At 71.4% G+C, this 23,181-nt stretch carries 21 protein-coding genes; 15 read left to right on the plus strand and 6 right to left on the minus strand.

The annotated features are described in order from the left end of the window. Positions 1-4 precede the first annotated feature (4 nt). The 3 genes from G6R20_RS09955 to G6R20_RS18720 form a co-directional block, all read right to left on the minus strand. Complete coding sequence (locus tag G6R20_RS09955) at positions 5-796, minus strand: ROK family protein (RefSeq protein WP_067719438.1); 792 nt, start codon at positions 794-796, stop codon at positions 5-7. Positions 797-909: 113 nt separating this feature from the next. Beyond that, positions 910-1,200, minus strand: coding sequence for a hypothetical protein (locus tag G6R20_RS09960; RefSeq protein ID WP_154829744.1), 291 nt, complete (start codon positions 1,198-1,200; stop codon positions 910-912). A gap of 86 nt (positions 1,201-1,286) precedes the next feature. Further along, on the minus strand, positions 1,287-1,730 hold the full coding sequence (locus G6R20_RS18720; RefSeq protein ID WP_240341376.1) for a hypothetical protein: 444 nt from the start codon (positions 1,728-1,730) through the stop codon (positions 1,287-1,289). A gap of 595 nt (positions 1,731-2,325) precedes the next feature. Here G6R20_RS18720 and clpB point away from each other — a divergent pair. The 11 genes from clpB to G6R20_RS10020 all read left to right on the plus strand — a co-directional run bounded on the left by clpB (position 2,326) and on the right by G6R20_RS10020 (position 14,149). After that, a complete protein-coding gene (gene clpB / locus G6R20_RS09970) occupies positions 2,326-4,878 on the plus strand; it encodes an ATP-dependent chaperone ClpB (protein WP_163376298.1) in 2,553 nt (850 codons plus the stop codon). Between the two features lie 530 nt (positions 4,879-5,408). After that, positions 5,409-6,089, plus strand: a complete 681-nt coding sequence (locus tag G6R20_RS09975) for a hypothetical protein (protein ID WP_163376299.1) — start codon at positions 5,409-5,411, stop codon at positions 6,087-6,089. A 1-nt stretch (position 6,090) separates the two neighbouring features. Beyond that, positions 6,091-7,032: a hypothetical protein gene (locus tag G6R20_RS09980; RefSeq protein ID WP_120286423.1), complete on the plus strand. Its 942-nt coding sequence runs from the start codon at positions 6,091-6,093 to the stop codon at positions 7,030-7,032. 129 nt (positions 7,033-7,161) lie between these two features. Beyond that, positions 7,162-8,040, plus strand: a complete 879-nt coding sequence (locus G6R20_RS09985) for a sulfurtransferase (RefSeq protein WP_120286422.1) — start codon at positions 7,162-7,164, stop codon at positions 8,038-8,040. 103 nt (positions 8,041-8,143) lie between these two features. Then, positions 8,144-10,420: a hypothetical protein gene (locus tag G6R20_RS09990; protein ID WP_240341377.1), complete on the plus strand. Its 2,277-nt coding sequence runs from the start codon at positions 8,144-8,146 to the stop codon at positions 10,418-10,420. Between the two features lie 134 nt (positions 10,421-10,554). After that, on the plus strand, positions 10,555-11,112 hold the full coding sequence (gene pyrE, locus G6R20_RS09995; protein WP_096906716.1) for an orotate phosphoribosyltransferase: 558 nt from the start codon (positions 10,555-10,557) through the stop codon (positions 11,110-11,112). 5 nt (positions 11,113-11,117) lie between these two features. After that, on the plus strand, positions 11,118-11,891 hold the full coding sequence (locus tag G6R20_RS10000; protein WP_240341378.1) for a lysoplasmalogenase family protein: 774 nt from the start codon (positions 11,118-11,120) through the stop codon (positions 11,889-11,891). After that, positions 11,888-12,730, plus strand: coding sequence for an SDR family oxidoreductase (locus G6R20_RS10005; protein WP_163376300.1), 843 nt, complete (start codon positions 11,888-11,890; stop codon positions 12,728-12,730). The genes G6R20_RS10000 and G6R20_RS10005 overlap by 4 nt, the downstream gene beginning before the upstream one ends. Next, complete coding sequence (locus tag G6R20_RS10010; RefSeq protein WP_163376301.1) at positions 12,727-13,377, plus strand: RNA methyltransferase; 651 nt, start codon at positions 12,727-12,729, stop codon at positions 13,375-13,377. Before G6R20_RS10005 ends, G6R20_RS10010 begins: the two co-directional genes overlap by 4 nt. 86 nt (positions 13,378-13,463) lie before the next feature. Continuing rightward, positions 13,464-13,943, plus strand: coding sequence for a DUF2975 domain-containing protein (locus tag G6R20_RS10015; RefSeq protein WP_163376302.1), 480 nt, complete (start codon positions 13,464-13,466; stop codon positions 13,941-13,943). Beyond that, the gene (locus G6R20_RS10020) at positions 13,943-14,149 is read left to right on the plus strand and encodes a helix-turn-helix transcriptional regulator (RefSeq protein ID WP_067719412.1); all 207 of its coding nucleotides are present in this window, start codon (positions 13,943-13,945) and stop codon (positions 14,147-14,149) included. The genes G6R20_RS10015 and G6R20_RS10020 overlap by 1 nt, the downstream gene beginning before the upstream one ends. A 211-nt stretch (positions 14,150-14,360) precedes the next feature. On the opposite strand, the gene G6R20_RS10025 is transcribed toward G6R20_RS10020, so the two are convergent. After that, positions 14,361-14,996, minus strand: a complete 636-nt coding sequence (locus G6R20_RS10025) for a VTT domain-containing protein (RefSeq protein ID WP_082924096.1) — start codon at positions 14,994-14,996, stop codon at positions 14,361-14,363. Positions 14,997-15,133: 137 nt separating this feature from the next. On the opposite strand from G6R20_RS10025, the gene G6R20_RS10030 reads away from it, so the two are divergent. The 3 genes from G6R20_RS10030 (at position 15,134) to G6R20_RS10040 (ending at position 19,122) form a co-directional block, all read left to right on the plus strand. Continuing rightward, complete coding sequence (locus G6R20_RS10030) at positions 15,134-16,129, plus strand: MsnO8 family LLM class oxidoreductase (protein ID WP_163376303.1); 996 nt, start codon at positions 15,134-15,136, stop codon at positions 16,127-16,129. Positions 16,130-16,259: 130 nt separating this feature from the next. Next, positions 16,260-17,303, plus strand: a complete 1,044-nt coding sequence (gene fbaA, locus G6R20_RS10035; protein ID WP_159148996.1) for a class II fructose-bisphosphate aldolase — start codon at positions 16,260-16,262, stop codon at positions 17,301-17,303. Between the two features lie 262 nt (positions 17,304-17,565). Then, entirely contained in the window at positions 17,566-19,122 is a 1,557-nt protein-coding gene (locus G6R20_RS10040) for an HNH endonuclease signature motif containing protein (RefSeq protein ID WP_275898243.1), read from the plus strand. A gap of 63 nt (positions 19,123-19,185) precedes the next feature. Here the strand turns inward: G6R20_RS10040 and G6R20_RS10045 are convergent, their stop codons facing one another. Next, the gene (locus G6R20_RS10045; protein ID WP_163376304.1) at positions 19,186-19,779 is read right to left on the minus strand and encodes a hypothetical protein; all 594 of its coding nucleotides are present in this window, start codon (positions 19,777-19,779) and stop codon (positions 19,186-19,188) included. 169 nt (positions 19,780-19,948) lie between these two features. Between G6R20_RS10045 and G6R20_RS10050 the strand changes: the two genes are divergently transcribed. Then, entirely contained in the window at positions 19,949-21,340 is a 1,392-nt protein-coding gene (locus G6R20_RS10050; RefSeq protein ID WP_163376305.1) for a PQQ-binding-like beta-propeller repeat protein, read from the plus strand. Positions 21,341-21,422: 82 nt separating this feature from the next. Here the strand turns inward: G6R20_RS10050 and G6R20_RS10055 are convergent, their stop codons facing one another. Then, positions 21,423-23,156 carry an alkaline phosphatase D family protein gene (locus G6R20_RS10055; protein ID WP_346010037.1) on the minus strand — a complete coding sequence of 578 codons (1,734 nt, stop codon included), beginning with the start codon at positions 23,154-23,156 and terminating at the stop codon, positions 21,423-21,425. Positions 23,157-23,181 lie beyond the last annotated feature (25 nt).

The following is a 23,181-nucleotide window of genomic DNA, read 5'->3' on the forward strand; positions in this document are numbered from 1 at the left end:
CGCCTCAGCGCCGCTCGGGGAAGGCCAGCCCCGCGGCGACGGCCGCCCCGAACAGCGCGGTGTCCCGCGACGGCGAGAAGACCACCCGAGGGGTGGACACCGAGATCGGCAGGGACTGGAGCTGTTCGGCGACCGGGCCGTGCAGGGCCTTGCCCAGACCGACCACGATGCCCCCCGTGAGCAGGACGGTCTGAGGGCGGAAGAGCTGGACGGCGTCCACGAGGAACGAGCCGAGCCGGTAGGCGTAGATCTCGGCTGCGCCGTCGCCGTGCTCGCGCTCGAGGTCGTACAGCCCGTGACCGCCGAGCCCCCACCAGGCCTCGGTGTTGGTGCCGTCGCCGACGATGCGCCAGTGCCCGAGGTCCCATCCGGTGTGGCCGCACGGGTGGATGAGCGCGCCGTGGTGATTGAGCGCACCGAACGCCAGGGAGGAGCCGAGCGAGATGGCGATCCCGCCGAACTCCACGTCGGGCAGTCGCGTCAGTGCCAGGGCATGGGCGTCACCGTCGCCGATGACGGAGACGGGCGCGTCGATCAGCGACACGAGTTCGGTACGCAGGTCGCCCTCCGCCCAGGCGGCGGCGCGCGAGGACACCACTCGTCCCCGGTCCGCATCGACGTGGCCGTGGAGGGACACGCCCACGCCGGCGGGGGAGTCGTCGACGGCGAGGACCGCTGCGGCGAGGTCCTCGGCCGTCGCGACCTCGGCCCCGTGGACGCCCACCACGTGGCCGTCGACCACGGCGCCGATCCGCGTACCACTGCCGCCGATGTCGACGACGACGCCGTTCCTCATCGCTGCACCTCCGGTTCGCCCGCCACTATTCTCACCACTCATTCGTAGCGGTCGAGCAGCGGGCTGGGTGTCGACTCCGGTCGGGTGGGGGTACGGGGTGAGATGCTCAGGGGTCACCCGGTCTCGGCGTTGCGGATCGGATCGCTGGTCTGACCCACGGTGCTGCAGTACAGCTTGGCCGCCTCCTGGTTGAGCGTGACCTCCATGCCGGCGGGATCGGACTGCCCCTTCTCGTCGAGGAAGGTGGTGATCACCTCGCGCTGGTCCTCGGGCGCCATCTCCATGTAGTCGCCACAGGTGGTGTCTCCTCCCTTGTTCGGGTCCATCGCACCGCAGCCGGTCAGCGCGGCGAGGGCGAGGGCGGTGGCGGCGGCCAGTGCCGCGGGGCGGGGACGGGTGGACATGGGAACCTCCGGGGAGGGTGTCGTCAGATGAGGCGAGCGTAGGCCCGCGGGGTCGGCGGCATTCCTCATTCGGGCGATGCCCGGGCTCAGCGGCACCCGACCATGTGCAGCGCGAACCGGTCGCCGTAGCCGAGGATCGTCTGGATCTCGCCGATCCGCTCCTCCGTCATGATCTCGGGACGGTGGGGTCCGGCGTGGTCGATCCCGACGGCGTGCATCAGTTCGTGCAGGGTCAGACTTCGGGACCAGGGGTCTCCGGGGACGGGACTGACCTGGCCGGGTTGGATCACGACGGTCCCCTGCAGGATGAGGCCCCGGGGCCAGACCGCGCCGCCGCCGACCCCCGCCGCGCCGTGGGTGTGGAACATCGGATGGTCGCCGTACGTCACCGACAGGGCACCCTCCGCGTCCTTCTGGTCGGGAGCGCCTGGTCCGGTGTAGCGCAGCGGTAGCCCGCTGGAGAAGGCGAGCGTATCCACCGCCCAGGCCAGATCGGTCTCGCTCCCCGGTGGGGCATCGAAGGACCGCACCGGGATCTCGTGCTCACACGGCCAGTGGGCCAGGTACCCGTCGTCGGTGGTCTCGACGGCGTAGTCGACGCCCTCGACGAGCCCGGCCGGCGGCGGGAAATCCTCCGGGCGTCGCCGGCGCGGAAGATCCCGCCGTTGCCACCGGAGAGCCGGACCGCGACCTCTCCGATCGCCGCGACCGTGTCGCGGTGCCGTTCTGGGACCTTGTCCAGTAGGTACGGGGTCGTGCCGACCACCGCGAGGGCGATCACCACCGGGACGGTGACCGCCAGGACGTAGATGGCGATCCTGGTCGCGCGGGCCAGGGGACTGTACTGATCCATGGCGCTACCGGTTGCTATCCGCAATCGACAGGACAGGGGAGGGGAAGGGCACGTCGGTCACGAGTTCTACCTGGGGGGTTGAGGGGGCGACGGTCGAGGGGGAGCCGCCAGAGGTCTAGGAATGTACTTATATCGTGACGGCGTTCACATCCGGGCGTTCTACTTGAGTGGAATAGACTCAAGGAGGCGGAGGTTGTACGAGGCGTCCGGCCGAAACGGAACCGGTATTGATTCCAGTACGCTCAACAATACGTCGAAGAAAGGACCGGTCGATGAGCCAGTTCAACCCCACGACCAAGACCCAGGCGGCTCTGTCGGCCGCAGTCCAAGCCGCCTCCGCGGCGGGTAACCCGGATGTGCGTCCGGGCCACCTGCTCGTGGCCCTGCTCGAACAACAGGACGGGATCGCGGGTCCCCTCCTCCAGGCCTGCGGGGTGGACCCGCAGCTCGCCCTGACCCAGGCGAAGGGCCTCGTCGGCGGCTACCCCAAGGCGTCCGGCTCGGGGCTCGCCGCCCCCAACTTCAACCGGGACGCCCTCGCCGTCATCAACTACTCCCAGACCCTCGCGGCGGAGATGGGCGACGACTACGTCTCCACCGAACACGTCCTCGTCGGGATCGCGGCCGGTCACACCGGTGGCGATGCGGCCAAGCTCCTCACCGAGCTCGGTGCCACCGAGGACGCCCTGAAGGCGGCGTTCACGGCGGTCCGCGGGAACACGCGCGTGACCACGGAGAACCCCGAGGACCAGTATCAGGCTCTCGAGAAGTACGCCACGGACCTCACCGCCCGTGCCCGCGAGGGCAAGATCGACCCGGTGATCGGGCGCGACTCCGAGATCCGGCGCGTCGTCCAGGTCCTCTCCCGCCGCACGAAGAACAACCCGGTGCTCATCGGCGAGCCCGGGGTCGGCAAGACCGCCATCGTCGAGGGGCTGGCCCGTCGCATCATCGCGGGCGACGTCCCCGAATCCCTCAAGGGCAAGACCCTGCTCTCGCTCGACCTGGGGTCGATGGTCGCCGGCGCGAAGTACCGCGGCGAGTTCGAGGAGCGCCTCAAGGCGGTGCTCGACGAGATCACGGCGGCCGAGGGGCAGATCATCACGTTCATCGACGAGATCCACACGATCGTCGGCGCGGGAGCGACCGGCGAGGGCTCGATGGACGCCGGCAACATGATCAAGCCGATGCTCGCCCGCGGTGAGCTGCGGCTGGTCGGCGCCACGACCCTCGACGAGTACCGCAAGTACATCGAGAAGGACGCGGCCCTGGAGCGCCGCTTCCAGCAGGTGTACGTGGGCGAGCCGAGCGTCGAGGACACCGTGGGGATCCTCCGCGGCCTCAAGGAGCGGTACGAGGTGCACCACGGTGTGCGCATCACCGACTCCGCCCTCGTCTCCGCCGCCGCGCTCTCGGATCGCTACATCACGCAGCGGTTCCTGCCGGACAAGGCGATCGACCTCGTCGACGAGGCCGCCAGCCGCCTCAAGATGGAGATCGACTCACGGCCCGAGGAGATCGACGCCGCCGAGCGGATCGTCCGCCGGCTCGAGATCGAGGAGGTGGCGCTGCAGAAGGAGACCGACGCGGCGTCCAAGGATCGACTGGTGGCCCTGCAGGCCGAGCTGGCCGACGCCAAGGAGCAGCTCTCCGAGCTCACCGCCCGCTGGCAGAACGAGAAGACCGCCATCGAGGGCGTGCAGAAGATCAAGGAGGAACTGGACGCCCTGCGCACCGAGTCCGAGAAGGCCGAGCGTGACGGCGACTACGCGCGGGTGGCCGAGATCCGCTACGGGCGTCTGCCGGAGCTGGAGAAGCAGCTCGCGGATGCCGAGGAGTCCGAGGCCGCGGCGGGCGCGATGCTCAAGGAGGAGGTCGGCCCGGAGGACGTCGCCGAGGTCGTCTCCGCGTGGACCGGAATCCCCGTGGGGAAGATGCTCGAGGGTGAGACCGAGAAGCTCCTGCGCATGGAGGATGAACTCGGTCGCCGGGTCGTGGGTCAGAGAGAGGCCGTCCAGGCCGTCTCCGACGCGGTCCGCCGCGCGCGCGCCGGGGTCGCCGATCCCAACCGCCCCACCGGGTCGTTCCTGTTCCTCGGCCCGACGGGCGTGGGCAAGACCGAGCTGGCTAAAGCGCTCGCGCAGTTCCTGTTCGACGACGAGCGGGCCATGGTCCGGATCGACATGAGCGAGTACTCCGAGAAGCACAGCGTCTCGCGGCTCGTGGGTGCCCCTCCGGGTTACGTCGGCTACGAGTCCGGCGGTCAGCTCACCGAGGCGGTGCGACGCAGGCCGTACACGATCGTCCTGCTCGACGAGGTCGAGAAGGCGCACCCGGACGTCTTCGACATCCTCCTGCAGGTGCTCGACGACGGTCGCCTCACCGACGGGCAGGGGCGCACGGTCGACTTCCGCAACACCATCCTGGTGCTCACGTCCAACCTGGGCGCGGGCGGGACGCGGGAGCAGATGATGGACGCGGTCAAGCGCGCGTTCAAGCCGGAGTTCATCAACCGGCTCGACGACGTCGTGGTCTTCGACGCACTCAGCGAGGAGCAGCTGGAGTCGATCGTCGACATCCAGATCGACGAGCTCGCGCGACGCCTCAAGGGTCGCCGCCTCACGCTCGAGGTGGACGACGCCGCAAAGGGCTGGCTCGCCCGGCGCGGTTACGACCCGGCTTACGGCGCCCGCCCGCTGCGCAGGCTGGTGCAGCAGGCGATTGGTGACAAGCTCGCCCGGTCCCTGCTGGGCGGCGACGTCCGTGACGGTGACACGGTCACCGTGTCACTGGCGGAGGACGGGGAGTCGCTCAGCCTCGACTGACCGGCGTCTGACGAGTCCGGTGCCTGACGGGCCCGACCACCGTGAATGGTGGTCGGGCCCGTCTCTCGTCATGTCGGGGATACGGACGGCCCCTCGACGTCTCTGTGACGAATATCACACAGACGATTCTCGAGGTGGGCGGCTGCGGTCGGGGCGTCCCCCCGGGGGGCGTTCGGACTTGGTCGAGGCCCGTGATCGTGCCCCGGGGACGGGCCTCCGGGGCGGGTGCCAGAGGTGTGCGCACCTGCCGCGGACCGGGGCGGCGGAGGTGGGCCGGGCGCATCGCCGCTGGTAGGAAATTTACCGATTTATCGATTCCTCCCGCATTTGACCCCGCACGATTTGTTCGAAAATTCGAGGGTTTTTCCGGTCCGGTAAGGGGCGGAGATCTATGGGGGACGGCGCAGTTTAAGTTCGATGTTTTCCTCGGTCTTTGCCGAACAAAATAGCACTTGACCTGCACTGTTCGGTGTGATCATCTTGTGGTCGACGGGCGCCCGGCCCGCCGACCCGAAGCCACAGGAGCCCTCGTGAACAACGACCACCATTCGAACATCGTGCCCTTCCTCCACACCCGCACCGAATCCGTCTCGGTGATCGTGGACGGATGGAATGTCCTACTCGGAGCCGCGGACGGCTTCGGCTACTCGCGACGCCCCCTCTCGACATTCACACTCGACATGCCCCGCCTCGCGGACGGCGTTGTCGCCCGGCGCCGACGGCCGGGCGGGGCGGTGCGGATCGGGATCATCCTGGGTAGGCACGAGAGAGCCGCCAACCCGGCGGCCCGCGCCGCCCAGGACGCCGCCGCGCGACAGTGGGCCCGCGACCCCCGGGTCACCCTGATCGACCCCGGGATGGTCTCGGTCAGGGCCGCGGCCGAGGAGGCCCGCGCGGGAGACCGGACGCCGCACGACACCGTGGTTCCGATCCGTCGACATCGCGAGGAGAACGGGGACGCGGCGGTCCAGGAGTTGCTGACGCAGTGGACGGATGACGGCCTCACCGACGCGGCGATCCTCGTCAGTGCGGACGCGGACCACGCCGACTGCGTCGCCGACATTCGCAGGAGGCGACGGACCCACGTGGAGGTCGCCCGCTGGGAGTGGCAGGCCTCGAGGCTCTGGCAACCCGGCCTCTGGGTGCACCACCTGGCTCCCGACCTCCTCGACTCCGTCACCACAGACCGCGACCCCCGAAAGGTGGCCTGAGATGACCGACCCCGACCCGACCGACCCCGACCCGACCGACCCCACCCCGCCCGCCCCGCCGCCCACGGTCGGGGGCCCGACCGACGGTGACCTGACGGGAGGGTCCCCGGTCCTGTACACGACTGCCCACCTGTGCAAGGAGCATGACCGGGGCATGGACTACACGCTCGACGTGGTGGAGTACCTCACCGTGGACCTGGCCACCTGGCTCACGGACATCGCCCCGGACGGTTCCGGCCGCGGTCAGGAGGCCTCTGAGCGGGCCCGCCACCTGGGCAGGATGGTGGACCAGCTCTGCACCATGAGCACGCTGGTCGAGCTGTCCTTGCGCCAGCGCCGCGAGCTGGGTGACCCCACCACCGCCTGGGTCCTACTCGAACAGGCCCGCCAGCAGCTCGGCTGGGCGGCCAGTACCGCCGGGGCTCTCGCCCGGTCGATCGCCCGGGCGGAGGGGGACGTCGCCCGCGGCCCGGCCGATGCCGACGCCGGCCTGCCCGACGACGCGCTGCCCGACGACGAGACGACGATGATCGACGACGTCCTCGAGTTCTTCCTCGAGCGGGACCTGGCCCCGCGGCCCGACCACGCGAGGGAGGTGGTGGACATGGGAGACGGCGTCGGGGTGATCCCCGACCCGCGGCCCCTGACCCCGCTCGAGCTGGTCCCTCTTCAGCTGCTCTCGGCGACCGCCATGCAGTGCGGATCGGTGATCGACGACCCGGCCCCCCGGACACTCGTGGACCGGATGGCCTACGGGACCTACGTGGCCAGGCTGCTCGATGAGGCCTCGGAACTCCTCCGCGAGTACGGCCCCGCGGCCGGCCAGCGCGAGCTGGAGCGTCTCGCCGACACGGCACAGGAGGCCGCAGACATCATGTGGCAGCTGACGCCGGGGCCGCTGGAGGTGTTCGCGCCGCGCAGCGACGGGCCTGCGGCCGCCTGAACCGCGGTTCCCTGTGGCGGCGGGGCCGCGCCGGGGCGCGCCGCCCACCGCCGGGTGTTCACGTGAGACCGCTCACGGCGGGTCGATCGGGACCCGCCACCTCGTCGGCGGAAGGACTACTCTTAACACGTGACCCCAGACCCCGCCACCGATACCCAGGTCAGCCCCCTCCTCGTCACGGCTCGTGAGCTGATCGAGGACGTCGTCACGCTGCCGCCCCCGGTGATCCTCGATGTGCGCTGGCAGCTCGGGGACGCGAACGGTCGGGAGCACTACTGGTCCGGCCACATCCCCGGCGCGCAGTACCTGGACCTGCCCGGCGACCTCGCGGGGCAACGCAATGTCCGCGAGGGGCGTCATCCGCTCCCGTCGCCCGAGGACTTCGAGGACGCGATGCGCCGGGTCGGGATCGACGACGACAGTCGCGTGGTGATCTACGACGACTGCGGCAACACGTCGGCCGCCCGCGCCTGGTGGCTCATGCGCTGGGCCGGCAAGAAGGACGTCTACCTGCTCGACGGTGGACTCAAGGCGTGGATCGCGGAGGGTGAGGACCTCGCCGTGGGGCCCGGGAACCCGGTCTCGCGCGGCGACTTCACCTTCGATCTGGACCACATGCTCACCGTCGGGATCGAGGACACCGCGACGTGGCCCGAGCGGGGCGTGCTCATCGACGCCCGCACCCCGGAGCGCTACGAGGGCCGCACCGAGCCGATGGACTCGCGCGCCGGACACATCCCGGGCGCGGTGAACATGCCCACCGGGGACTTCCTCGACGAGCGCGGCCGCTTCCTGCCGGCCGACCAGATCCGCCGCATGTTCGCCGAGGTGGGCGTGACCAGTGGGTCCGACGCGGTCGTGTACTGCGGTTCGGGCATCCACGCATGCCACGCGTTGGCGGCGATGGAGGTCGCCGGGATCGAGGCGGGTCGGTTGTTCCCGGGCTCGTGGTCAGCGTGGTCGGCGGACCGGAGGCGGCCGGTCTCGATCGGCGAGCAGCCCCGCTGACCGCCCTCGGCGCCTCGCCCACGCCCGTCTCTCATCCGGCCGCGCCCCCACGCGCCGCTGCGCCTGGCCGGGCACACCGCCGCCCCTGACTACCCTTGGGGGCATGGTCTGGATCTGGTTCCTCGTAGCCCTCGTGCTGCTCGCCGCGGCGCTCGTCCTGCTGCGCCTGGACGCCAAGCAGCGGGGAGGCGGCGCGGGTGGCGGCGACCGTCGCGAGAGGCGGACGGCTGTCGGCTCGCCGCCGGTGGGGAAGTCCCCGGACGAGGAGGACGACGACGAGGTCCCGCTCCTCGACGCGCCGGCGGATGAGGTGGGACAGGATCCCGGCTCGGCCGAGCGTGCGGGCGAGCCCCGTCTCGCGCCGTTCCAGCGGTCCGAGGCGTCCGACATCGAGCGCGAGGTGGCCGAGGGCGGCCCGGAGCCGGAGGTGGGCGCGCAGCCGGCGACGGGGGACGCGCCGCGCGATGTCGTGGAGACGACCGCGGCGGCGCACGGCGCCGACGGTTCGGACGCCGACGCCGAGGCAGGGCCGGACGCGGTGGCCGATTTCGGTGACCGCTCCGACGCGGACACGGACGCGAGCGCGGACGCCGTCGCCACGACGGGCCCCGTCGCCGACGATGGCCCCGCCGAGCCCGCCCCGCTCGATCCGGCCGAGCCCACGGCGGAGTCGTCGCCGCGGCTGCTGGACCGGGTCCGGGCACTGCTGCCGGCGCGTCGGCAGCGTACGTCCGCGCTCGAGCCGGTCGAGGAGGCGCCCGCCGATCCGCTGGCGGATTCGCCGGTCGTGCGCTGGCTGGAGGACCGGGAGTTCGCCCCGACCCCCACTCCGGCGCCGGAGTTCATGCACGGGGACTTCTCTGGTGGACTCAGCGCACTGGGCACCGTGTCCCACGGGATCTTCCGTGGTCGCCGGGCGATCATGGGCGTCACCGGCGGACGCACCGTCCTCGCGCTGCGCCGCGGCACCGCCTCCGATGTGGTCCTCGACCTGAGCCGCCCGGACGTCGAGGCCGAGCCCGGCTTCCACGACGCCGGCGAGGTCGGCGTCCTGGAGGCCCGGACCTCGGACTACGGCCGTCTCGATCTCATCGACCGCGATCGGCTGGTCGACGCCGTTCGGGAGGTGCCCGCCGGGGTGCGTCGCATCTGGGCCGAGGGCGAGTGGGTGGCGGCGACGGTCGACGGCGTCGACGACCCCTCCACCTGGGATGACGTGGTGATGGCACTGCACGGGGCTGCCGATGTTCTGGCTCCGTTCCCGCCGATCGGGGGGCGGGCCCGCGCGTTGCCCTCCGAGATCGATCCCGGAGCGCCCGGCGCGGCGGCGGGCCCTGAGGCCGACCCCACCGTCGGGATGGACGGCGAGGTCGGCACCGGCACGAACGGCGCCCCGGCGACGGCGGCGCTGCCCGACCCGGAGGACTTCGCCGTCGTCGACGACGAGGACACCGACACGGACACCGACACGGACACGGACACGGACACGGACACCGGCCGGGTCGCCGGCGTGGCCACCGCCGTCACCCCCGATGAGGGCACGTCGCCTCCGGCGCCCGAGCCCCGGCGGGCCGGTCACCTCCGCCTGGTCCCCGACCGCAGGGGGGCGCGCGACCTGACCGACGTGCCCGTCGTGGCCGACCGGGGAGACCCCGCCGACGACACCGCGGACGACACCGAGCACGGCGCTGCGGGCGACCAGGCCGCAGATGAACCCGTCACCGCTGTCGCCGCCGAGCCAGCACAGACCGCGGAGCCCGCCGCCGAAGAACCCGACCCGTTCGCCGAGATCATGGAGCCGTCGGGGCCGATCCCGGCCCGCGGCGACGTGGCGGCCGACCACCTGGCGCCGAGGCCCCCGCTGTCACGTCCGACTCGCGGTGTCGGGCAGGCCTACCCCGAGGACGCGTCGGTCCCTCCGCTCGCCGCGGGCGCGGCGACCGGCGCCGCCGGCATCAAGCCGCTCGGCTCGGAGGACGACGAGGACGAGATCCGCGACGAGGTCGAGCGGTTCGACGCCGCCCGCATCGACGGTGGCTCCGACCTCGACCGCACGTCGGGTGGCCGGCACGGGGCCGAGACCACCGCGGAGGATCCGGAGGGCGAGTCGGGCCGGCTGACGGTCGCTGACCTCGCGGCCAAGGTGGGGGCGACGCCGTCGAGCGGGCGACGTCATCATCGGCGCGCGGAGCCGGACACGGAGCCGGACACGGAGCCGAACGCGGAGCCGAACGCGGAGTCCGATGAGCAGGCCGACGGGCGACCCAGCCACGAGGCCGGCGAGCAGGCGGACGATGCCTCCGGCCGCGAGCGTCCCGGCATCGACCCGGACGTGGAGCAGACCGCGAAGCTTCGACTCCCGCCCGACATCAGGGACTGACCCGACGCCGCAGCGGGTCGGGGCGTTCCGGGGGCGGACTAGAGTCGGGGGCAGCCGTTCCGCCCACCGTGTCACCACAAACCGTGTCACCACACAACCGTGTCAATGAACACCGTGTCCCCGCGAGGAGTCCCATGACCGATCCCGTCACCGTCGACGCCCAGGCCCGCACGCGACTGTCCGAGCTGGTCGCCGAGCTGGCCGTCGTCCACGGTCGCGTCACGCTCTCCTCGGGGCGCGAGGCCGACTACTACGTCGACCTGCGCCGCGCCACGCTGCACCACGAGGCATCGCCCTTGATCGGTCGGCTGCTGCGCGAGCTCACCGCGGACTGGGATTTCGATGCCGTCGGCGGGTTGACGCTGGGCGCCGATCCGGTGGCCACGGCGATCATGCACGCGCCGGGCCGGCCGATCGACGCGTTCGTGGTGCGCAAGGAGGCCAAGAAGCACGGGATGCAGCGCCGCATCGAGGGCCCCGACATCGTCGGTCGCCGTGTCCTGGTCGTCGAGGACACCACGACCACCGGGAACTCGCCGCTCACGGCCGTGGCCGCCCTGCGCGAGGCGGGCGCCGAGGTCGTGGGCGTGGCCACCGTGGTGGACCGCGCGACCGGCGCCGACGACGTGATCCGGGCCGAGGACGTGGAGTACCGCGCGTTGCTTGGCCTGACCGACCTAGGGCTGGAGTGACGAGGATGGGGACCACGACGACAACGACGACGACGAGGGCTTTCCGCGATCGCCTGGTGCAGGCGCTGACGGAGCGGGTGGGCGCACTCGGCGACACGTCCCGCCCGGAGGGGCCCGCGTTCCTCGCGGCCGCGGTGGGGACGGAGATCGCCAAGGCCACCGGGGTCGGCGCGCTGGAGAAGCTGTGCAAGCCGGTGATCGTGCCGGCGGCGCTGGCGATCGCGCTGCGCGACGGTCGGCTCTCCGCGGTCGACACCGCGCTGCTGTCGGCCACCGGAGCGGCGTACACCGCCGGCGACGTGATCCTCATGCTCGGTGGCGGCCACGCGAGCCGGTCCAAGTCGAGGCTCGTCGCGGGTGCGGCGGCGTTCGGGGCGGGGCACCTGGCCCTGGGCGGACTCATGCTCCGGTCGGGGCTGCGGTTCAAGCCGGTGCAGTCCGCCGTGCACGGTGTCGTCGCCGGCGTCGCGGGCGCCGTGCTGCTCACGGAGGATCGCGCCAACGCCCCGCTCGCCGCGTACGGCGGGCTGCTCGCCACGCTGTCCGCGTTGGCCACCTCCGTCGACCGGTCGCACGGACCGGCGGCCTCGGTCCTGGCGGTCGCCGGGCCGGTCTTCCTGCTCAGCGACGCGTTGATCCTGGCCCGGCGCAAGACCGAGGGCGGGACCGCACTCGCCCGGGCGCTGGACGTCGGAGTGATCGACACCTATGCCACCGCGGCGCTCCTGCTGCTCACCGGTACCGCCGCCGCGGCGCGTACCGCCGGGAGCGCGTCGTGACCGCCGCGGGCGCACCGGGTCCCGGCACGCCGTCCACCGGCACGGTCCGTACGGTCCTGGTCACCGGCGCCGGCCGCGGGATCGGCGAGGCCACCGCGCGCCGGTTCGCCGACGCCGGCTACCTCGTGGGCGCGTACGACCTCCAGCCCTGTGCGTGGGCCGAGGGAGACGAGCGGATCGTCACCGGTTCGCTCGACGTCACCGATCCCGCCGCGTGGGAGGCCGCTCTCACCGAGCTCACCGCCCGTAGCGGTGGCGCGCTGGACGTGCTGGTCAACAACGCCGGCCTGCTCTACGGCACTCCGTTCATGGACGCGAGTTTCGAGCAGGACGCCGCGCTGGTGGACGTCAATGTCAAGGGGGTGCTCTACGGCTGTCGCGCCGCGTTCCCGTTCCTGGAGAAGTCCGCCACCCCGACCGTGGTGAACCTCTGCTCGGCGTCGGCGATCTACGGCCAGGCCGAGATGGCGACGTACTCGGCGACCAAGTTCGCGGTCCGCGGGATCACCGAGGCACTGGACCTGGAGTGGGCCCGCCACGGCATCCGGGTGTGCTCGGTGTGGCCGCTGTACGTGGGCACCGGAATGCTCGAGGGCGTGAACACCACCGGGATGCGCACGATGGGCGTGCGTCTCACGGAGGGCGACGTCGCCGGCGAGATCCTCGACCTGGCCGAGCAGACGGCGCGTGAGTCCTCCGGGGTGTTCGGCAGGATCCGCCGGGCGCTGGGCCGCGAGGTCCACCGGCCGGTCGGGAAGCAGGCCACCGCCATGTACCTGGCCTCGCAGGTCGCCCCCGGTCGACTCGTCAAGCTGTCCAATCAGCGCCTGACCTCGTGACGGCGGCGGGCCCGACCGAGTGGGGCGAGGGCGCGGTCGGCGTCGGCCCGTGGGAGACCGAGCATCCCGGGGAGCCGCGCCCGGTCGGCGACCGGTGGGATCCCGACCTCCTGGACGCCGGCGACCGCCGCAACGTGGTCGACCGCTACCGATACTGGCGCCGCGAGGCGATCGTCGCCGACCTCGACACCCGTCGGCATCCCTTCCACGTGGCCATCGAGAACTTCGGCCACGACGCCAACATCGGCACCGTCGTGCGCACCGCCAACGCCTTCCTGGCCGCCGAGGTGCACATCGTGGGCCGCCGCCGCTGGAACCGACGCGGGGCCATGGTCACCGACCGCTACCAGCACCTGCGCCACCACGCCGACGTCGGCGCCCTCATGGAGTGGGCCCGCTCCGAGGGGCTGCCGGTCGTCGCCGTCGACAACCTCCCCGGTGCCGAGCCTCTCGAGACCGCGAGCCTGCCGCGCGACTGCGTCCTGCTCTTCGGACAGGAGGGGCCCGGGGTGAGCGAGGGCGCGCGCCTGCGGGCCGCGAAGACCGTCTCGATCGCACAGTTCGGCTCGACCCGCTCGATCAACGCCGGCGTGGCCGCCGGGATCGCCATGCACGCCTGGATCCGCGAACACGCCGCCCCGGCCTGATCGCCATCTCGCCCGCCCACCGCGACGCCCGCCCGCCGTTTCCCGCACCTATCGATTTTCGATAGGTATAGGTCCATAGTCGGTGTATGAATATCGAGAAACGAGCGGTCCTGCCGTTGCGGGTGTGCCTGGTGGTGCTGTTCGCGATACTGGTCCTGCTGCAGACCATGTCCCTGCCCGGGCAGTTCGCGCACATGGCCGAGACGTCACCGGGCGACGCCCACCTGCGGTGGCCGCTGACGGCCGTATCGATCTACTGGGTGGTGTGCATCCAGGTCGTGGTGGTGGCCACCTGGAAGCTGCTCTCGATGGTCAAGGCCGACCGCATCTTCACCGACGCGTCCCTGGTCTGGGTCGATGTGATCCTGGGGGCGATCATCGCCGCCTGGGCGATGCTCGTGGTGGTGCTCGTGCTGGTCGGCATCAACGCGACTGATCCCGGCCTGCCGCTACTGCTCTTCCTCGTCGTCGTCATCATCACGGTCGCCGCGCTGCTCATGGTCGTCATGCGCGCGCTACTCCGGCAGGCGACCTCCCTGCGCTCCGAGATGGACACGGTGGTTTGATGCCGATCATCGTGCGGATCGACGTCGAACTCGCCAAGCGCAAGATGAGCGTCGGAGAGTTCGCGGAGCGGGTGGGATTGACGCCCGCCAATGTCTCGGTGCTGAAGAACGGTCGGGCCAAGGCCGTGCGGTTCAGCACGCTCGAGGCGATGTGCCGGGTGCTCGAATGCCAGCCCGGCGACCTGCTCGAATGGGTCGAGGAATGAAGCGCCGGGTGCACTTCCTGCTGGTCCTGGCCGCAGTGCTGGCCATAATCGCGCTGGGGGCGACGGCGGTCGTTCTCGGTGAGGCCGACGACTCCCCGGGTCTGCAGGGGATCGGGGGTGCTCGTGGTGATCGGTGCCGCGGTCGTCGCGCTGCGCTGGCGCGGGCCGGGGGAGCGCGGACCGGACTAGGCGTCGGCGGCAGGAGGGCGCGCTACATGGCCGGTGCCGCGGGCCCGTTGCGGATCCGGTCGACGACCTTGGGGCCCGCGGTGATCGCCATCGGCAGCACCGAGACCAGCACGATGCCGATGAGGATCAGGTCGATGTGCTCCTTGATGAAGGTGAACTGGCCGAGCCACGCGCCCAGCGCGGTCACGCCCGCAGCCCATAGCAGGGCCCCGATCACGTTGAACGAGACGAAGACCCGGTAGCGCATCCCCGCCATGCCGGCGACCAGCGGCGCGTACGTCCGGACGATCGGGACGAAGCGGCAGAGGATGATCGTCGCCGGGCCCCACTTGTCGAAGAACTCGTGGGCCTCGTGGATGTAGGCCTGCTTGAAGAACCGCCCGTCCGGCCGCTCCCGCAGGTGATGTCCCCAGCGGTTGCCGATGAAGTACCCCACCTGGTCCCCGAGGAACGCCGCGATCGGCGCGGTCACCAGCACCACCCACAGTGGCGCGAACGGGCTGTCCTGCTGCGTGAGCAGGCCGGCCGTGAACAACAGTGAGTCGCCGGGGAGGAACGGGAACAACAGCCCGGACTCGATGAAGACCACGGCGAGCAGCGCGGGGAGGATGGCGTTGCCGAACGGTCCGTCGCCGGACAACCAGAATTCGGGATCCATGAAGCCCGGGCCCAGGGCGAGGACCTGCTGTGCCTGTTCGGCCACGAGGTGCGTGTTCACCGGAGGATCATACTCCCGCGGACCCCGGGCCCGGCCGTGTCCGCGATCGACATCACTTCCGGCGCTACGGTGTGGTCGTGGCCCCCACCGACCTGCCGGACACCCTCCGCCTCAGTCTCCTGGACAGGTCCCGGACCCGCGTCGGCGAGTCCCATGCCGCCGCGATCGAGGGCACCCTGGCCCGCGCGGAGCGGGCCGACGCCCTGGGCTTCCACCGCTACTGGACGGCCGAGCACCACGCGGTGCCCGGGATCGCGAGCGGGAGCCCGCCGCTGTTGATCGCGGCCGCCGCCGCGCGCACCGACCGTATCCGCCTCGGATCCGGGGGCGTGATGCTGCCCAACCATCGACCGCTGATCGTCGCCGAGCAGTTCGCCATGCTCGAGGCGATGCACCCGGGCCGTATCGACCTCGGGGTGGGACGTTCGCTCGGGTTCACCGCACCGGTCCGTGCGGCCCTCGGCGTCGCCGAGTACGACACCGACGCGTTCGCCCGCGATATCACCGCGGTGCAGGACTTCCTCCACGGTCGGGGGCCCGTCACCGCGCTGCCGGTCGTCGAGGCCCCGCCCCCGTTGTTCGTGCTCGCGACCGGTCGGGGCCTGGAGGTCGCTGCACGGGCCGGGCTGCCCGTCGTGGTCGGGGGACCGAGGCTGCTCGCCGACCCGTCGCCCCTGGATCGCTACCGCGAGATGTTCCGGCCGAGCGAGGCCACGCCGGAACCCTATGTGGTGGTGAGCCTGGAGGTGATGGTCGCCGACTCGGTCGGGACCGCGCGGCAGCTGCTCCTCCCGGAGGCGTGGGCGATGGCAGAATCCCGGGAGACCGGGGAGTTCGGCCCGCTGCGGTCGCCGGCGGAGATCCTGGAACGGAGGTTCCGTCCGCAGCAGCTGCGGCGGGTGGAGGACTGGATGGCGGGGGCCGTCCAGGGGGACGCGGAGAAGGTCGCACGCGAACTCGCCGTGCTCGTCGAGCGGACCGGGGCCGACGAGATCATGGCGTCCACCTCGACTTTCGACCGCGACGACCTCGCCCGGGCCGACGCGGCGCTGGCCGAACTGCTCCCCGGCTGACCGGTACCGCACGGCTCGCGGGTGCGCGTCGTCACGCTGGCCTAGGCTGGAGGGTGTGCGCCCACCTCCACAGGGGTGCGGCGCCCCGAGATGCGCACGTCGCACAGCCGAGAACCCTGGAGGAGACCACATGCCCATCGCAACTCCCGAACAGTACAAGGACATGCTCGACCGGGCCCGTAACGAGGGCTTCGCCTACCCGGCGATCAACTGCACGTCCTCGGAGACCATCAACGCGGCCATCAAGGGCTTCGCCGATGCCGGGTCCGATGGCATCATCCAGTTCTCCACCGGCGGTTCCGAGTTCGGCTCCGGCCTGAACGTCAAGGACATGGTCACCGGCGCGGTCGCGCTCGCCGAGTTCGCGCACGTGGTGGCGGCGAAGTACGACATCCTCGTCGCGCTGCACACCGACCACTGCCCCGAGGACAAGCTCGACGGCTTCGTGCGGCCGCTCATCGAGATCTCCCAGGAGCGCGTCGACCGCGGCGAGAACCCGCTCTTCCAGTCGCACATGTGGGACGGCTCGGCCACCCCGCTCGACCGCAACCTCGAGATCGCCAAGGAGCTGCTCGAGAAGACGGCCAACGCCAAGCAGATCCTCGAGATCGAGATCGGCGTCGTCGGCGGCGAGGAGGACGGTGTCGAGAACGAGATCAACGAGAAGCTCTACACCTCCCGTGAGGACTTCGAGGCCACCATCGACGCGCTCGGTGCCGGCAACACCGGGCAGCGCTACCTGCTGGCCGCGACCTTCGGCAACGTCCACGGCGTGTACAAGCCGGGCAACGTCAAGCTCAAGCCCGAGGTGCTGAAGATGGGCCAGGACGTCGCGGTCGAGAAGCTGGGCCTCAACGCCGGTGATCTGCCGTTCGACTTCGTCTTCCACGGCGGCTCGGGCTCGGCCAAGAGCGAGATCGAGGAGGCGCTGTCCTACGGCGTCATCAAGATGAACGTCGACACCGACACCCAGTACGCGTTCACCCGACCGATCGCCGCGCACATGTTCGGCAACTACGACGGCGTCCTCAAGGTCGACGGCGAGGTCGGCAACAAGAAGGTCTACGACCCGCGTTCCTACCTGAAGAAGGCCGAGCAGGCCATGTCCGAGCGCGTCGTCGAGGCGTGCAACGACCTGAAGTCGGCCGGCAAGTCCAAGGGTGCCGCTGCTTGACTGAACGCTGCTTGAGTGAACGCTGCTTGATCGAACGGGCCTGACCGAGCACGGCCTGATCAGCCGGGCTGGTCAGCCTGCCTGACGGTCGGATCTCATCGCGGCCTGACACCGCCCCATCAGCGGCGCTCCTCCACCCGGAGGGGCGCCGCTGTCGTGTGTGGACCACTCGCCGCGGAATCGAACCCTTGTGCTACGCGGAGGGTACCGGTAAGATCGCCTGTATGTTCGAGTCGGGCGCGACGCTGAAGGGGGTGCGGTGGTGAGCGAGGAAGCGGGGACGACGACGACGAGGTCGGCTTTCGCCGGGGCGCTCCGCGCGGTGCCGGAGCCCCTCGACACCCTGGGCGCCGAGGCCCTGAGCGAGGTGGCGCGCTCGGCGACGCTGGCGCAGAACCTGGCGGCGGCGACCCGGCTGCAGGCGGCCCACCTGTTGGTCCAGGCGATGGGGAGTGTCGACAGGGGCTCCCCGGGGCCAGCCGATACGCCGCCGTTCGGGGACTCCCGTCCCGCCTACTCCCGGCTCGAACCCACTGAGCGTGCGCGCAACCACCTGGCCGCGGCCATGTCGCTGACCGGGTGGCACGCTGCCCGCCTGGTCACTGCCGGTGTGCAGATCCACACTCGCCTGCCGCGTCTGCGCAAGGCTGTAGAACGCGGACTGTTCCCCGAGCAGCTGGCCATCGACGCCGCCTGCCGTCTGGCAGAAGTGTCCGACACGATCATCGGCGCGGTGGAATCGGACGTCGTCGGCGCCCTGACCCGAGACCTCGACGGGGGCCACCGCCCCAGTCGCCCCGACCTGGACTCCGCGGTCGACGGGTCCCGGGAGCGTCATGACCCACAGGCCGCCGGCGACGCCGTGGACGCCGCGGTCGAGCAGCGAACAGTGCGGTTCCGCCCGGCACGCGACGGCATGACCAGCATGTGGGCCTCGCTGCCCAGCGGGGACGCCGAGAAGCTCCGCCGCCGGATCGACTCCGCCGCCCGCGCTGCCTCGGAGTCGGGCCACCCCCGCACGCGCGACCAACTGCGCGCCGACGCCCTGTGCGCACTCGGGGACCCCACGACCAACGACATCGGCACAAGCCTGTACGACGCGGAAGAGTCGGCGGGCGCGTGCGATGCCACTACCGGCACCCGCGCCGACGCCGCCGACAGGCCCCCGCTGGGAGCGTCGTGGGGCACCGAGCAGCCCATCCGGATCTCGATTATCGACAGCGTCGCCCAGGGGCTGCCCAACCGCGTGCAGTTCGTGAACGGCGCCTATTCGAGCTTCGACTGGCTGTGTGAGGAGCTCCTGTCCGGCGGCGACTCCAGGGTCAGGTTCGAGATGCTCGACCCGCAGCCGGGTGTCCAGGACACACCGGACGCGGTGCTGAAGTACTTCATCACCCCGGCGCTGGCCGAGCGAATCCGGCTCCGCGGCGGCACGTGCCGCCACCCGGGGTGTACGGTCGACGCCCACGACTGTGAGATCGACCATGTCATCGCCTTCGATCATCAGCGACCTGAACTGGGCGGACCCACCGCCGAGTGGAACCTCGTGTGCCTCTGTCGCAAGCATCATCGGGAGAAGACCTTCGGGCACTGCGCCTACGGGCCCGGACCGCTCGGTGAGCTGACCATCATCACCGAGACCGGTCACGAACACCGCACCACACCACACGGGCCGCTGGCCCAGGCGCGCGACCGGATTCTCGACCACCGATGGCGACAACACGTCGACCGTCTCATCGCCGACGACGGCCACCTCACCAATCCGCCCGGCATCGAGCGGGACAACCGCACCGGCCGAGACGGTTCCCGGCCGGCCTGACTGCCAGCGGCAGACCCGGCCCGCCTGACCGTTGGCGGGTCGGGTCGCCCTCGACGGGTCGGGTCAGCCCGGCTGCTGGTCCTGCGGGACCGCGCCCATCCCGACACCGGGCTGGCACATCTTCCAGGCGCCGTCCTCGTCGCGCATGTGAATCTGCTCCGGGCCCGTCCCGTCGGACGCCGACTCCACGGTCGCGGTCGCCTCGGCGCCGTTGTCACTGATCTCCACCCCGAGCACCTCGAGATCCTGGGGGAACGAACCCGCGATCGATTCGCGGAACATCGAGTCGAGGTCCGAGCCCGTCGCCTCGCTCGACGCGGTGATCGTGTCGACGAGCTCCTGCGGGACGCGGTTCTCCGCGCACATGTGCCCGTTGAACTCGGCGAACGACTCCGCCGAACTCATGCTCTCCAGCGTCTGCTCGACGTCCCGCTCGGCCCGAGCGGACGACGACAGCGGGCCCGCGAGGAAGAGCCAGACGAGCGCGGCGATCACGAGGAGCGCCACGACGACGGCCGCCGCGACGGCCACACCGCCCCGCCCGCCGCGACCGCCTTGCCGGCCGCTGCCCGGACGTGCCCCACCCTCCGGGCCCCCGCCCGGCTGTCCCGCGGGGTTCGGCTCCCCGGCGGCCGGCTGCTGGCTCGTCGTCGTCATCTACTACTCCCGGTGCGCGTCGCCGGCCCCGGACGGGCCGCGTCGACCCGCCACCGTAGCGGACCGACCTGTGATTCCGGGGCTTCAGGGGCGCCGACCACACCGGCGCGGACTCCGCTCCCGTCAGGCCACGGGAATTACACACGAGATCGCCAGTTAGCCTTCAGGTATGCCCAGGCTCCGTCTCAGCTCTGTCCGTGTCCTCACCAGCGGCATGGCCGTCTCGGCGCTCCTGCTGTCCGGCATCGGTCCGGCCCACGCTGACTCCGGCGACTGGAGCCAGTACCGCGCGACCCCCACCAACAACACCCACGTCGTCACCGGTGGAGCCCAGATCTTCTCCGGCACCATCCCCACCGCGAACGAGGTAGGGGCGACCCCGGTGGTGGCCGACGGCAAGGTGTTCGTCGGCAGTCACGGCTCCGGGGAGCTGCAGGCGTTCGACCTGGCGACGGGCGAACTGTTGTGGCAGGCGCAGGCGCCGAACTGGGTGCATTCGGAGATGATCCATTCCGACGGGCGGCTGTTCGTGGGATTCGGCAACCGCTTCTTCCAGGACGGGCCGGGTGGCTACCGCGGCACCGGGGAGTCCGGCGTCCTGGGTCTGGACCCGGACACCGGTGAGATCCTGTGGCGCCACGACACCGCCGGCGAGGTCATGCCGACACCCGCCGTGACGGGCGGAGCGGTCTGGGCGGTCACCGGGGACCGTCGCCTGTACAAACTCGACCCGGCGACCGGTGAGGCGCTCGAGGTGGTGGAGACCGGCCACGTGGTGAGCATGTCCTCGCCGTCGGAACAGGGCGGGGTGCTGTACTTCGGCGGCGGCGCGCCCCGGCCGTACACGTTCTTCGCCTACGACACCGCGGCCGGCGAGTTCGCCTGGCAGCGGGAGTTCCCCGAGTTCACCCACGGCCTCGACGACGTCCCGCCGGCCGTCGACGAGGGGATCGTCGTCACCACGGCCAGCCGCGCCCTGCTGCCCGGGATCGCCGGCGCGCGCGAGGAGCACACGATCATCGCGATGGACCAGCAGTCCGGCGAGGTGGTGTGGCGGGACGTGATCGGCGACGGGCCCGCCCCGACCAACAACCGGTCCGGTGCGCCGACCATCCACGACGGCACCGTCTTCGTGGGCAGTCCCACCACGGGCGCCGCCTACGCGTATGACCTGCATTCCGGCGAGCGACTGTGGCGTAACCCTGTCGGCGCTATCAAGGGTGCCCCGGTGATCCACGCGGGTGGTGCCTACTTCTCGACCACCGCCGGGAACGTGTACCGCCTCGACGTCCGCACCGGCGCGATCACCGGCGTCCTCGAGCTGGAGGGGCCGTTGGCCCCGGCCGGGCCGATCATCGTCGACGACACCCTGGTGGTCCCCAGCCAGAGCCGGAACGTCTACTTCGTCCCGCTCGAGGAGTTCCCCGACTCCCGCGCCACGGGCGGCGCGACCGCGAGCCTCGGCGACCCGGCGTCACCGTGGGGGAGCGCCGCGGGGTCCGCGGCGTCCGCGGCGGGATCGCTCGGCACGGACGCGGGATCGCTCGACCCCGCGTACTGACGGGCGCCGTGGCCTGTGCCGGGCCCACCCCACCGGCCCCCGGCTCGCCCCACCGGCCCCGGGGCCTACCCAGCCTGCGGGATCAGGGGAGCGGGCCCGCGGGCTCCAGGCGGTCGGTGCCGTGCCGGGTCCGCCAGCTCGCCATCGGGTAGGCGCCACTGTTCGGATCCTCACGGGCCACGAGCGCCCAGTAGTCGGCGTGGGCATAGTCGCTGGTGAACTCGACCACCGTGAAACCGTGGCGGTCGAGATCGGCCCAGCGGACGTGCCGGTTCGCGGCGGTCAGCGCGCCCTGGGCGGCCTGCGAGAGCGGGTTGCCCTCGGGTAGTCCGCCCACCATGTCGTTGATGTTGTTGCTCGTGATGGACGGGGTGACGAACTCGACCGCCCCGGTGCCGGCCCCGGGGTAGTCGGCCGGGTCGAACGGCACCTCGTTGGCCCAGGACGTGTGGATGTCGCCGGTGAGGAAGACGTGGTTGCGGTTGCCGGTGGCGCGGATGACTTCGAACAGGCGGCGGCGCTCACCGGCGTACCCGTCCCACTGGTCCGAGTTGTAGGTGATGCCCTCCCGCGGGACCCCCAGGAGTTCGGTGAGCGCGCCGGTCGTGCGCGCGTCCAACGGCGGGATGAGCACGGGCGAGACCATGACCGAGTTGCCGATGACGTTCCAGCGGGCGGTCGACGACTGCAGCCCGCGGGCCAGCCAGTCGAACTGCTCGGCGCCGGTCATCGTGTTGGTCTGGTCGATCGCCAGGCCGTTGAACCGATCGGGGCTCTCGGAACGGTACGAGCGCAGGTCCAGCATGCTGATCTCGGCCAACGACCCCCAGCGCAGGCGCCGGTAGAGGTGCCCGCCGTCGCGCAGCGACTCCGGCCGGACCGGCATCCACTCGAAGTACGCCTGCGAGGACGCGGCCTTGCGGTCGGAGAACGGGCCCTCGTGCGGCTGGTGGTTCTCGGCACCGTGCTCCCACGAGTCGTTGGCCAGCTCGTGGTCGTCCCACGTGCAGATCCAGGGGACGTGCGCGTGCAGGGACTGCAGGTCGGGATCGGTGTGGTACTGCGCCAGCCGGATCCGATAGTCGGCCAGGGTGACGATCTCGTGCGGTGGTTCGTGCGGGCGTATCGCCCCGATGGCGGCGGTGTACTCGCCGCGGCCGTACTCGTAGATGTAGTCACCGAGCTCGATGATCGCGTCCAGGTCGCCGCGCGCCTCGAGGTGGCGGTAGCCGGAGAAGTAGCCGGCCTCCCAGTTGGAACACGACACCACGCCGATACGCCAGCGGCCGGTGGCGGGCATGGCGCCGTCGGCGGGCGCGGTGCGGGTGCGCCCGGTCCGCGAGACCTGACCGAGCGCGCGGAAGCGGTAGTGGTACCAGCGGTCCGGCGCCAGTCCGGTGCAGTCGAGCTTGACCGTGTGGTCGCGGCCGGCGTCGGTGACGACGGACCCCGTGCGGACGAGGGAGGTGAACCCCGGGTCGGTGGCGACCTCCCAGGCGACGACGACGGGGTCACCGATCCCGGAACCGGGGCTCGCCTGCGGGGTGGGCGTCACGCGCGTCCACAGGATGACGCGGTCCGCCATGGGGTCGCCCGAGGCGACGCCGTGCCGGAAGACGATGCCGGGCTCGGCCCCGGCGATCGCGGAATGGCCGGCGAGGGCACCGGTGCCCACCGCGGCACCGGCCAGGGCTCCCGCCTTGAGGAGGGAGCGCCGGCCGATGCCACCGGTGGGGTGGGAATCGGCGATGCGGGAGTTTCCGGCGGTGTGGGCCGACCCGGGAGGCTCGGGCGAGGGGGCGGGAGACGCGGTCACGCGTTCAAGTCTGTCCCCTCGGGTG

Source organism: Dietzia sp. Alg238-R159 (assembly GCF_900537145.1).
GTDB classification, from domain to species: Bacteria; Actinomycetota; Actinomycetes; order Mycobacteriales; family Mycobacteriaceae; genus Dietzia; species Dietzia kunjamensis.